The sequence below is a fragment of the Thioalkalivibrio sp. HK1 genome (assembly GCA_000583135.1).
In the GTDB taxonomy this organism is placed as follows: domain Bacteria; phylum Pseudomonadota; class Gammaproteobacteria; order HK1; family HK1; genus HK1.
In genome coordinates, this window is sequence record JFBG01000010.1 from 34,768 (window position 1) to 48,431 (window position 13,664).

A 13,664-nucleotide genomic window follows, 5' to 3' on the forward strand; every position below is an offset into this window, starting at 1 on the left:
TGATCACCTTACCTCTGAGACTGCTTCGATCATCGATCGAGCGATTTCGAAGCGAGGGCGCAAGCGTTTCATCGATTCGGCATCGTTGACCCCGATCAACAATCCGAGATCGCGCAGACGCCTTTCAAGGATCGATTTATTTCTTTCCAAACAGGTATTCGATATATCCATCCCCGGTGGGGAACGATCGATATGAAATCCGTATCTTTTGCGGATCAGATCGATGAAGGCTTTGAGAGAAATCTCCGAACGCTCGCTATTCTTTCGCTTCGGCAGCGCATGCAGATGAACGAGATATCCCAATGCCGCATCGCTCAATACCAAGGATCTCGCTTCTCCTCTCGTTCCGCTCCGAGTTCTCTTTCTTTTGATAACGATTCCGTTGGGGCGATTGGTATGGAAACACGAATCCATCGTGCTCATGAATTTCCCGTAGGTATAGGATGTCCCCATCAGGCTCGTCAATCCTCTGGCCAAGCGAAAGATCGGGTTGACATGGTTTGCCGTTTTCGGCGATTCCCCCAAGAGCAGACTCTTGGCTTCGGCGTATTCATTCTCTTGCGGATAGTTCTTCATCAACTCCATCGAGAGCTTTTCCGTTTCATACTCAACCCGATGGTGGATACTTTGCGCCTGTTTATGCCGAAGATAAAGCATATCCCCCAAGAAATTCAGCCACCTCGTCGAATGAGGCCAAGTCGAAAAATCCTTGTCAACAATTTTAGTATCGGCCGATACTTGGAAATCGAGAATACGAAGAGCCATCAATATCACGGGAAAATCTCCGATCCGCCGCAACTGCTCATCCATCGACCGCTCGGCCGTTTCTCGGATATTTCTATCCACCCCGAGCGAACAGTCAACGAAAAGATCGGCCGGGGCCTGATTCTCTTTTTCATGGATCCGGCCCTCTTCCGCCCAGTACGATACTGTCTTGGTGGTTGCGGTCAGCATCGATGTCAAGCCGATCGCCATACATGATTCGAGCATTTCGATCAGGTGATGACGGGGAATCGACTTTGAATAGGCTTTGAGAAAAAGACGAATATCCTCGGAAAATTCCCGACTCGTCTTTTCGACGATCGGACGTTGGTTGGGAATCTTGGCCCCCGATACACGGTGGACGGTGCTCTTTACCTTTACCTTCTCTCTCGATGGATCGGGAGCCTTGCCGATGAATTGAGCCAAGCGAATCATCAACAACTGATCCAAACCGATGGATAGCTCGTTTTCATCGAAACGATCCGATGATCTATCATTGACCACAGCCTTTTTGCTTCTTATCACCCCCTGATTGAAAGCCCGAATCAAGAGGTTCTTCTCCGAGCCGAAGCCGACGGCGAAGGGATCTTCCGGTTTGTCCTTTTCGGGATCATTCTTGCCGGTCTTGACGAATTCCTCTTGACCATCGGCCAAGATGGAAACCATCATCTCCGGTATGTTGCGCAAATGAGATGCGCGATCGGGGAGATCGATCCAACTCGATAGATAATGCGTCGGATAGACCCTTTGGACTTTTTTATCACGACCTTGCTCATGCGACTTATTTCCCAAGCAGGTGCTCAATAGAAGATCGCCGAAAATCGCCTTCTCGGTCTCATCGCCGAAACCCTCGAATTCATCTTTATGCCTAAGGAACTCACCGATTCGATCGATCGTCGTTTTTCCTTCGCTTTGTCTGGCAGCCCTGGCATCCAAGGCGAAGGTCTTGAAGAAAACTCCATTCCCGCGGCGCTCGCCATAGCGAAAGAGATAGAAGATCGCAGGCAGCATCTTCGAGAGATCGAAGTCCTGCATCGCTACCGGAAAGACCTTGTAGTAGTTATTGGTCCAAATTGCATCGAACATCGTCCGAGTCAGGGTATCTATGACGATCTTTTGTACCGCTTGGGGCTCGGAGCCGGACATGGCGATCACCTTATCTTTGCGACTTTTTCGATCATCGATCGAGCGATTTCGAAGCGAGGGCGCAAGCGTTTCATCGATTCGGCATCGTTGACCCCGGTCAACAATCCGAGATCGCGCAGGCGCCTTTCAAGGATCGAGCGATTCCTCCGCAAGACCAAATTCGAAATATTCATACCCGGAGGTGAACGATCGATATGGAATCCATATCTTTTTCGGATCCTTTCCATGAACGCATCGAGCGATATTTCTTGGGATCCCGAAGGGTCGGTCTTGTCCAATACGTGTAAATGGACGAGATAATCCAAAGCGCTGTCGCTCAGGATCATCGATCTTGCATCACGTCTTTTCGTTCCACCTCGGGTCGTCTTTCTGCTGATGGCGATCCCGTTGGGGCGATTGATATAAAAGCAGGAATTCGTCATGCTCTTCAAATCGCTAAAAGAAAAAGACGGACCCATCAAGCCCATCAACCCTCTGGCCAAGCGCAAGATCGGATTGGGTTCCCGTTTTTCATCATCAAGAGCGCTCTTGATACTTTCATATTCTCCATCGGGATAGAATTCATCGAGGGCAGCCGATAGACTTTCGAGTTTTTCTTCGATCAAGATACGAATCCTCGGCGATTGATCGTGTCGGTTGTGCAGCATATCTCCCAAAAGTTCAACCCATCCCGTCGAATAGGGACGGGTCGATAGATTCAGATCTTTGATCCGGCGATTATTCGATGCTTGAAAATCGAGGATGCGAAGCGTCATCAAGACCACCGGAAAATGCTCTACTTGGCGGATCAGATAGTCCATCGATATTTCAGCCTGATCCCCGATTTCATCATCCACGCCGGACGAACAATCGACGAACACCTCCGCCGGGGATTGATCCTTGATCGAGGGGACGTTTCCCGTTTTCTCCCAATGCAAACAGGCATCGACGACGGCGGTCAATATCGATGTGAGCCCGATCGCCATGCACGATTCCAACATCCCGATCAGACAATGACGAGGAAGGGATTCGGAATAAGCCGCCAAGAAGAGACGGATATCTTCGGAAAATTCCTGACTCGTTCTTTCGACGATCGGATGTTGATTGGGTATCCTTCGATCCGATTCGCTCGGTGGAACCCCCGGTCTCGAGCGCAAGGGTCCCGGAGCCTCTTCGATTTGCTGCGCCAAACGAACCATCAATAGCTGCTCAAGACCGACGGATGTTTCGCCTTCATCGAAGCGATCCGATTTTCTATTGTCGGTTTTTGGATCTTTTTCTCTGACTACCCCTTGATTGAATGCCCGGATCAGGACATTCTTCTCATACCCTCGGCCGACGGTGAAAGGACTATCAATTTCACCGTCTTCGGAATCGGGCTTGTAAGGCTCGACGAATTCCTCTTTCCCGTCGGCCAAGATCGAAACCATCATTTCCGGTACGTTACGCAAATTAGCAGAATCTCGAGGGAGATCGATCCAACTCGATAGATAATGCACCGGGAAAACGCGTTGGATCTGCTGGTCTCGTCCGGTTCTATATTTTATATTTTCAAAACAAGAACTCAGAAGGAGATCGCCGAGAATCGCTTTTTCGACCTCGCCGGTAAATCCCATGAAAGCATCGCCCTGCAAGAGTGTTTCACCAACCTGATCGATGGTCACCTCTTTTTTCTTTTTCCCGATACCCTTTGCGTTCGGAGCGAAGGCTTTCAGAAAGCGACCGGCCCCTCGGCGTTCACCGTAGCGAAAGAGATAGAACATCGCCGGTAACATCGTCGAGAGATCGAAGTTTTGTATCGCTATCGGCAATACTTTGTTATAGTTATTCGTCCAAAGGGCTTCGAACATCATCGGGGAAAGAACATCGGAGACGATGCCTTGCACTATTTTGGATTCGGATGCAGACATGAGATCGACCCTTAAGATTCCCGTCGATAGCGATCTGAAAGCCGACATCGGCACTCGATGCTCATCGATAAAATCCTTTGGCCTCGAAACGAGGACGCAGACGCTTCATCGACTGGGCATCGTTGACTCCGATCAGCAGGCCTAAGTCCCGCAGGCGTCTTTCGAGTTCCGCTCGATTGCTTTGCAAGATCGTATTCGAGATATTCATTCCTGTCGGCGAACGGTCGATATGAAATCCATATCGTTTGCGAATCCGTTCGATAAAATTCTGGAGCGATATCTCCGGACGATCCGATTTCTTCTCATCGAACAGCACCTGCAAATGAACCAGATATTCCAATGCGCTATCGCTCAAGATCATCGATCGCACATCTCGCCTCGTTCCGCCCCGACTGGTTTTTCTTTTCTTGGCGATGCCGTGGGGGCGATCGATGAAAAGACATGAATCCACCATTTCCATCAAATGGCGATGACATGAATGCCATCCCATCAAACTCGTCAATCCTCTGCCCAAACGTAAAATCGGATTCGCCTGATTTTTCCTTCGCTCGTCATCGGATAATATGCTCTTGGCCTCGGCGTATTCATTGTGCAAGGATCGATCATGCAAGGCACTGAGCAGGGCTTCCGATTTTTCCTCGATCAACTGATGAACGAGCTCGGCTTGATCGTGTCGACAATGGAGAATATCCCCCAAAAGGTTCAGCCATTGCGTCGAATAGGGGCGGGTGAGGATATCGAGCCCTTTGATATTTTGATTGCTCGCCACCTGATAATCGAGCAGCCTCAAGGTCATCAAGACCGCCGGGAAATGAGCCACTCGACGCATCAGTTGATCCATCGAGCGCTCGGCGGCATCGCGGATTTTGCCATCGACCCCGATCGAGCAATCGATAAATAGCTCGGCGGGTTTTTGTTCTTCGTATTTCGGAATTCTGCCCTCTTCTTCCCAATGGAGAACGGCATCCACCGCCCCGGTCATGATGGTGGTCAGCCCGATCGCCATGCTCGATTCCAACATCCCTACCAAGGTATAACGAGGAAGGGGGTCGGAATAATGGAATAGGAAGGATGCGATATCTTTGGAAAAATCCTCGCAAGATCGTTGTGAGATCGGACGCTGGTTGGGGATATTCCTGCTTCCTTCCGTACTCCCCGAGGGTGCCGGGGCTCCTCCGATCTGCTGAGCGAGGCGGATCATCAACAGTTGATCCAAGCCGACCGAGTTTTCGTTTTCGTCGAATCGATCCGAGACCCGGTCATTCCACAAGCCTTTTATCTCGATGCCTTGATTGAAAGCCCGAAGCAGAGGATTGTTTTCACATCCGGCACCGATGGAAAATGCGCTTTCGTTCGCTTTTTCAGAACTCTTTGAAGTCCGGCTACTGCCCCGCTCCAACCACTGTCCTTGCTGATCCGCCAGCACGCCGACCATCATCTCCGGTACGTTGCGCAAGTGAGCGCTCGCCTGCGGAAGGTCGATCCAGCTCGATAGATAATGCGCCGGCAGAGCTCTTTGGATTTGTTTGTCTCTCCCCGGTTCGTGCCTTCTATTTTGCAGGCAATGGGCCAAGATGAGATCACCGAGGATCGCTTTTTCGGTATCGTTGTCATCGTCGTCGAACCCTTCGAATGCGCTATCACCCTTTTCCAACATGGCATCGACGATGCGATCGACGGTCACCGCTTTTTTAAGGTTACCTGCTTCGATTCCCTCGGGGGCGAAGGCCTTCAAAAATCCGCCTTTTCCTCGACGCTCGCCGTAGCGAAAGAGATAGAACATCGCCGGCAGCATCGTCGATAGTTCGAACTCCTGAAAGGATATCGGCAATACCTTGTAGTAATTACCGGTCCATAACTGCCGGAACATCGCCAGAGGGAGAACATCCCTGACGATATTTTGCACTGTGGCGGCTTCGGATCGGGGCATGATCGCTACCCTTGATCCAATGGCTGGATGACGATCGGCTGCTTGCCATCGGGTCCGCTTCTTTGCCTTGCTTCGATCTCGTAGATCGCATCCTCGTTCATCGGATTCCACGCCAGCAGACGACGATCGTCCTCTCTTACCAACCGTTGTACGAAAATCGAGAGTTGGGCGAAAACATCGTCGCTCGATATATCCCCTAGTTGATAGCCCTCACCGAGTTCAAGCAGGAGATGGAAAAGGTCCGCCCCCATCGAGAGTCTTTCCGTTTTACCGTCCTTGTACCGATAAACGAGGGTCGCTTGATGGTGAAAGCGATGCACGCCATCCTGTTGGGGCGGAACATCGGCCTTCAATGTAAAATTCCCGATCTCTTTCTCGACCCAAAAAGCGGTTTCCGTCGGCGTTCTCGGGGTGATCCGCAAAGGAACCTTGCCTTTTCGATCCAAGGCCTTGGGCGGAAGATTCTCGATTTGGGAGATTCCCTTGCATAGGCGATCTCGCAATCGATCTCGCTCTTCCTCGCTGCAAATTTCAAGGTTGCGAAAATCCTTGAAATGCCGCCCTCGGGCCAAATCGAGTGCGTTTGCATCGCCCGCCACATCCTCGGTCTCGCCTTCGCTCCATGAAAAATAGGCCCATCGGCGCGCCGAGGACAGGGCTTGTCTATCATCGCCGGGATAGCGAGGGGCTTTGTCTTGATCCTTGATATAGGGGCGACTCAATAGATAGCGATCGATTTGCGGATGCGATTCGAGCGCCGGATCGAAGCGGACCAATTCACTCAATACTTCTCCTTGTCTGGCGGGAGAGCGGGGAGAAAAGGCCCGATCCCACCAAACACTCGCTTCGTCTCTTGGAATTCCATCGGGGCGGTGATAGTCGACGCAGTGATGAATGCCGAAGAGGATATAGGCGAGGCTTGCGCGCAACTCGCGCATCGTGATATGTTTTTCACCTCGTAGATGAACCGCCTGCAACATTTCGAAAAGACGAAGGCGCGCACGCTTTCTGCGAGACTCATCGGGTCTTTGAGGAAGCGATACATCGGCGGGAGCGAAAAGACGGGTGGCTTGGAGAATATCGCAGCGATCTTGAGCGGTGCAGGAGGCGCAAGGAGCCCATATCTCGTTCGCCTCTTCTTTGCCATAAAATCGATCGATGAGTTCTTCGAGAAAATCGGTATCGATAGATTCTTTTTCCGGATTGCAATCCCCGACCAGCGAGCGCTGATTGAGGCTGACGAATCTGATATGGGAATCGGTCGGTAGATCCTCTTGATCTTGAACCGCTTTGATGCAGCGATCGAGTTCTTCGGTCAACGGGGTTTCGCCGTCGGATTGATTTTCGATGCGCTCGATCCACTCGAGCAACCGACCGTCGTTGATCGCCACCAGATGAACCCGTTTATCCTTCGGTTTCCCCTTTTTGAAAGGCTCCAAGGATCGATCCAGGAGTTCATCGGATGTTTGCCCCTCCCACGATGCGGATCCATCGAGATTGATATGAACCGCTACTCCATCGATTTTCTTTTCCAAAATCCGCTGTTTCGATGATGCGGATTCCTCGATTCCCAAATACTTGGCCAAGCGCTGCAAGATCGCGGTCTTTCCGTCCCCGGCGTTGCCGCAAAGGATGATCAGGCTTTTGCGCTGCGATTTGATATCTTCGAGCAGCACATCGAACAAGGCGGTTTTGACGTAAGTTTGTTCTGCGAAGTCCGAATCGAGTCCTCGAGTTTCCTGATTGCCTCTTTTCGATCCCGGATAGGATTGCAAAAGGGAATGCAGGAAGTCGATTTGATTTTCCCTTCTTTCGGCCTCCGGCACTTCTTCGATCGTTTCGTCTTGGATGATCGCTTTCGGTGCCGCAGGCAATTTGGCCGTCTTCGGCGCCTTCTTTGCCTTGGCCGCTTCTTTTACCGGTGGTTCCGGCCTGGCGGCATCTTGATCGACATCTTGATCGATCTCTTTCGTTTCGATGCCTTCCAAAAAAGTCAAGGCTTGCTTCGCCGACTCGAAACGCTGCTGTGGATCGGGGTGGGTGGCTTTATCGAGAAAATCGGAGATCGCACCGTAGCGCTCTCGATCCAAGTCCTTCCAATTCAAACCGCGATCTTTGGCGAATTCGCCTCCGTGTCTGAAAGGATCCCGGCTATATAGAATTTTGAAGAAACTGGCGGCCAAAGAGTAAAAATCATTGGCGGGCTTGGCGATATTTTCATCGGAACTATAAGCGGAATAATCGAGGGTGCCGATACCCTTGATCTCCTCGCCGATAATCGCCACATGATCGTAATCGATCACGATCAGATTCTGCTCGGAAACGATCAGGTTGCGAGGGCTGATATCGCCATGCACCAAATTGTTTTTATGCAGTAAATCCAGTGTCTTGCAAACCGAACTCAGCCACCGCACGATGAGATCGTTTTCCGACTCGTCTTGCATATCCTCGGCATAAAGCCCCAAATATTCGCTATGAACCGCGAAAGCCTCGCCCGGTATCCAAGACATCAAAGCCACGAAAGACTTTTCTTCCCATTCATCAGCGACATCGATAAGCCTCGACAGGGATTTTTCGCTCTCGGAGAAAAGATGGGCGAGACGCGACTCGACGAGTTTATAGGCCTTCAATGAGCGCTCGCTTTTTTTGCGCTCGGGAACGACCTTGGCGACGAGGGAGGTGCCGATAGAGGAACCATCATCATCGATCTCCTCCACCCGAAAGGCGATTCCGCCACCCCCTCTTCCCAAGCGGGAGACGATCTTGTACCTTCGATCCCGATAAGGGATGATTTCGCCTTCGGTCCAATATTCAGGCAATGGAAGATGACTCGTTCTCGGCAACGACTCTTCAAGCTCTTCGAGCGCATCGTGCAACGCCGACAAAGCGATGCGATCATCGGGTTTTTCTTGCACACCCTTCGAAAGGGTTTCGAGAGCAGCACTGCCTTTCGAATCGTCTTCGGAAAAAAGAATTTTCAAACTACTGCACAAAGAGTAGATATCGGAACGATGATCCGCCGCCCCGAAACCGTAGCCGGCGATCTCGGGCGGATGATATTCGCCCGCCGAACCTGCGGGAATATCGATAGTGGCGATCGTTTGCTGCGCCGGAATGCGGGCGTAGTTGAATCCGGTCAGGATCGGGGAGTTATCCTTGCCGACCAAGATGGTCGAAGGATTCAGGTTCCGGTGCACCATGGACCCGTCTTCGGGTCCGTCTTTGAACTCATGCAGTTCCTGTACGGCCTTGACCGCTTTTCGACAAAACTCCAAGCGGGCGGCGATATCCCAAGATTCATCTTCTTTTCGCTTGAGAATATTCGATGCCGCCGGGTCTTGGATCGTGAAAAAACATAACTCGTCGATACGCCCCGAGACATCCTGAAAGGACTCGATGATTCGAGGCGCCCATGAATAACTCTGCAGTCGGTGCAAAGCCTGCCACTGCCTTTCCGCCTTGGTTCTTATATCCGATGAAAGATTGAGATTTTCCGGGGATGTGAGATCGTAGAGATAGAGTATCGATGAGGTGCGACGACGAGAATGCACGGCTTGGTATATCCGGCAAAAATCGTCATTGCCCGATGGATAGGGCTGCACCTCCTTGAGTTGCATATAAGAGTTCACCCGCTTCGGCGGGGCATCGCTTCTTTGATCGCTCGGCTTGGAAAGCGAGTCGACCAGTTTCGCTATTTGATCCGGCGACAAGCGCGCCGCCCCTCGAAGGCCGATGGCCTTGTCACACGCTTTGAGCGAGTGAAAAGAAACGCCCTTGACGGGCTCCGCTTCGTCGACCCCCTTGGTTTTCGATGCCGATTGGGTCAGTAAAAACGCACCGTCGACAAGACCGATATCCTTGACCTTGCGGCGTAAAAAACCGGCCAAGCGGCGCGCCTTCATCGTCAGCCGATCCGCTTCTTCGCCGACATCCTCGGGATCGCTCTTTAGCCGAGCATAAGACCAGTGCTTGACCTCGATAATCCGCACCCCGGGCGGGCCGATGGCGACGATATCGATTTCGTCCGACTGACGATAGGGGTTGGAGGAAAAAAGGATATTGGTCAACAAGCACCATGGATCGTCTCCCGGCTCGGATATCAGTCGGGATTTGATGCGTTCGATAGCGGTGCGCTCGCTATGGTTGACCGGCGGGCCGTGCTGCACAACGGTGACCTTCATAACCCCACCTCTTCCTTGTCCGAAGAAGCATGAGCATGACGCTCATGCATGGAGGAGACAAATATATCACAAGAAAAACGTGATTGGAGGTGACGATTTTTTAACGAGGTAACAAGGCAATGATTGCCCTTGCACTCGTCGGCAAGGGGTTTTCCAAGCGCCTATTTGCGCCCGATATCAAAGGGGATCGAGGCCGCATCCGAGAGGATGGTTTTCGGCCAAGTGATTGATCAATATAGATTTTATGGATGTTTTGACGATGAATTCGATTCGCCCGACTTGATAAGGGAAACCACTTCGAGCTCTCGCCACGCAATCTATCCCAAGGGCTCCTTGTAAGTAGACCCTCATCGAACCCTAGGTCGTCGCCTCGGTCGGGGTCGGCATGGTCGATTGCGGTGCGGTCGGTCGCTCCGATGCTTGCGATAGCCTCTTCCATCCCTCCGCCATCGCCTCGTGCAGACAAAGCAGCGCGGGAACCAAGAACAAGACCAAGAAGGTGGCAAGAGCCAGTCCGAAGGTGATGGTCGCGGCCATCGGGATCAAGAACTGGGCTTGGGTCGAGGTCTCGAACATCAAGGGGGTGAGCCCCCCGATGGTGGTCAGCGAGGTCAGCAACACCGCCCGCAAGCGACGGCACGCCGCCTCCACGATCGCCTCGCGCCACGGCATTCCTTGCTCCTTCAACTCCTTGTAGAAGGTGACGAGGATGATCGAATCGTTGACGACGATGCCGGAAAGGGCGAAGAGGCCGAAGATCGACAAGATGGTCAGATCGATACCCATCAACCAATGTCCGGCGATCGCCCCGACCAAACCGAAGGGGATCGTCGACATCACCACCAGCGGCCAACCGTAGGAGGCGAAGACGAAGGCGAGTATCAAATAGATAAGGGCGATGGCCAAACCGGCACCCCATAGCATATCCTCGATGGTTCTCAGCTGCTCCGCTTGCAAGCCCTCCACCGACCACTCCACTCCATAGCGGTCGACAATATCCTGCAAAGGCCCGGCTTCGAGCTCGGCATAGACGGCGTTGGCGTTGTTGACCGACTTGTCGACGCTGGCGGTAACCTGAACCGCGAGTTGTCCGTTGCGGTGACGCAGGAGATCGAAACCGCGTCTTGATTCCAGATCCACCGCGGTCAACAAGGGCATGGTGCCGCCCCCGGGCAACTGCAACACGAAACGCTCGATGCTTGCCAAGTCGTTGCGCTCATCGTCGGGCAGGATCACCCGCACTTCGATATCCTCGCCGGCGTCTTGGAATACTTGCGCGACATGGCCGTTATAAGCCGCGCGCAGCTGGGCTCCGACATCGGCCACCGTCAAGCCGACCGCATCGGCCTGCGGGGTCAGGCGAATGATCAACTGCTCCTTGCCGAAAGGCAGGTTGTCGCCGATATCGATGACCCCGCTCATGGTCCTGAGCACCCCCGCCAGATCCTGAGCCGAGGCCTTGAGAACATCGATATCGGGGCCGACCAGACTGATATCGATATCCCTTCCGGGCGGTCCGCCGAGGCGCTCGTAGACGGATATGCTGTCGATGGCCGGGGGCATTTCGATCATCTCTTGCCAAGTTCTGACGAAATCGGCATTTCTGACGATGCGCAGCTCCGGATCGATCATTTGCACCTGCAGGTTGGCAAGGTGATCCCCGGTTGCGAAGACTCCATCACCGCCCGGAGCGGTTCTCCCCAAGGTGGTGATCGCCCGCTCCACCACTTGCTCGTCGAAGGCGGCTTCGGCTTCGCGCAGCGAGGCGTCGAGCAACGCCATATATCGCTCCACCTCTTGGCTCGATGTCCCGGCAACGAATTTCACATCGCCGTAGACGATGCGCCCTTCGGGGGTGGGAAAAAAGCTGAAAGGCACCCGACCGCCGGCGAGCAGACCGATGACCAGCAGCAAAGCCGATATCGCACAGCATAAGGTGGCGATCGGGCGAGCCACGGCGCGGGTGACGAGCGGGCGGAAGATTTTGTCCCGCAGACGAAGGAACCCTTGGTCGAGCCCGTGCCGGACCACGCTCTTCTTTTTGACACTCTGTCCGGTACGACGCAACGACTTGCGTTCCTCTTTGGCAAAGGAATGATGCAGGTGCCCGGGCAGAATCAGAAAACTCTCGATGACCGAGGCGATGATCACGCAAATCACCACCAACGGGATCGCAAAGAGAATGGTGCCGATGATCCCTCCCACCAGCATCAGGGGCAAGAAGGCGGCGATGGTGGTCAAAGATGAGCAAATCACGGGCACGAACATGCGCTTGGCACCGGCTTCGGCGGCGGCCAAAGGACTCGCCCCCGCCTGTCGCCAAGTCAGCGCATCCTCCCCGACCACGATGGCATCGTCGACGATGATCCCCAAGGCCATGATCAAGGCGAACATGCTGATCATGTTGATACTGCCGCCGAGGGCGAGCAACACCCCCAAGGTCGCCATGAACGAAATCGGAATTCCCACCGCCACCCAGAAGGCGACCCGTAGTTTGAGCAAAAGAAAGAGCATCGCCAGCACGAGAATCAACCCCCCGAGGCCGTTCTTGAGCAGCAGATTCATGCGCGATACCACCAGCTCGTAGTCTTCCTCGTAGGTAAAAACTTCCACCCCCGGGGGGAAGCGACCGGCTTGGCTATCGAGCCAGTCGTTCAAAATACCCGCCATTTCAAGAGTGTCGGTGCCTTGGGCGCGATTCAAGATCAGGCTGATCGCCGGGCGCCCCTCGTAGGTGATGCGGGTTTGGGATTTGCGGGAACGGCGTTCGACGGTGGCGATATCACCGAGAATAAGCAGCCGATCGTCTTGCGCTTGAAGCGGCAAATGCTCGAAATCGAATTCCCGGCGTTGTTGATCGATGGCGCGGATTTGCTTGGACGCCTCGGTGATTCCGATCGTTCCCGATGGCACATCCCGAGAGGTATTGCCCACTCGCCGGGCGATATCGTCGAGCGTCAGATCCAGCTCCTGCAAAGCGGCGGTGGGCACCTGAATCGCGATCTCCTCCTTGGGCAAGCCGGCGATCTCGATCTTCGAGATACCGCGATCCAGCAGCTCGCGCTCGATCCGGCGCACGATCGGGCGCAAGGCGAAACGATCATCGCCCACCACCAGCAACTTGGCGATGGGTTCGTAGGGGATGATCTTTTTGATAGTCGGCTTCTCGGCGCTCTCCGGCAGATTGCTCAACGACCCGATGCGCTCATTGACCTCATCGAGCGCAAAAGCCATATCCGAGCCTTCTTCGTACTCCAATCTGATGACGGAACTTCCTTGCTTCGAGTTCGAGGTGACCCGACGCAAAGAACCCAGACCCAGCAGTTCGCTCTCGATGGGGTCGGTAATCGCAGCTTCGACATCCTCGGCCGAAGCCCCGGGCCACGATGTCGTCACAATGATGAAATCGATCGAGAACTCGGGGAAGAACTGCTTGTTCAGCTGCACCAACGAGTAGGCCCCGATGAGCAGCATGACCACCATCAGTAGATTGCAAGCCACCGGATGCCGGGCGAAGGCTTGGAGCACGCCGACGCGCTCGGGGGGTGGGGAATGAGAATCCTTCGCTTGCGAACGATCCTCCAATGCCGGATGGGGAACGGTCTGCCCTTCGATGACCACCCCGGTTGCGGATCCGGCTTGCACCTCGATCGAGGGCGGGATCGATTCGCTCGGCACCGCTTCTAAACCTGCATGTTCCCGACCCGTATCGACCACCGGATTGGCTTTATCCATAGGGTTTTCTTTCATGGTGCG

Annotated in this window: 5 protein-coding genes; all 5 read right to left on the minus strand. The window is 53.6% G+C overall.

What is annotated here, in order from left to right:
• Positions 1-3: 3 nt before the first annotated feature.
• The 5 genes from BF99_RS21800 to BF99_RS0103345 all read right to left on the minus strand — a co-directional run bounded on the left by BF99_RS21800 (position 4) and on the right by BF99_RS0103345 (position 13,658).
• A complete protein-coding gene (locus BF99_RS21800) occupies positions 4-1,908 on the minus strand; it encodes a hypothetical protein (protein WP_156013143.1) in 1,905 nt (634 codons plus the stop codon).
• Between the two features lie 5 nt (positions 1,909-1,913).
• A complete protein-coding gene (locus BF99_RS21805) occupies positions 1,914-3,797 on the minus strand; it encodes a hypothetical protein (RefSeq protein WP_156013144.1) in 1,884 nt (627 codons plus the stop codon).
• Between the two features lie 61 nt (positions 3,798-3,858).
• Positions 3,859-5,727, minus strand: coding sequence for a hypothetical protein (locus BF99_RS21810; protein WP_025769753.1), 1,869 nt, complete (start codon positions 5,725-5,727; stop codon positions 3,859-3,861).
• A gap of 5 nt (positions 5,728-5,732) precedes the next feature.
• The gene (locus BF99_RS0103335; protein WP_025769754.1) at positions 5,733-9,908 is read right to left on the minus strand and encodes a protein kinase domain-containing protein; all 4,176 of its coding nucleotides are present in this window, start codon (positions 9,906-9,908) and stop codon (positions 5,733-5,735) included.
• Positions 9,909-10,265: 357 nt separating this feature from the next.
• Positions 10,266-13,658 (minus strand): efflux RND transporter permease subunit, encoded by a 3,393-nt coding sequence (locus BF99_RS0103345; protein WP_231471293.1) that lies wholly within the window; start codon positions 13,656-13,658, stop codon positions 10,266-10,268.
• Between the last annotated feature and the right edge of the window lie 6 nt (positions 13,659-13,664).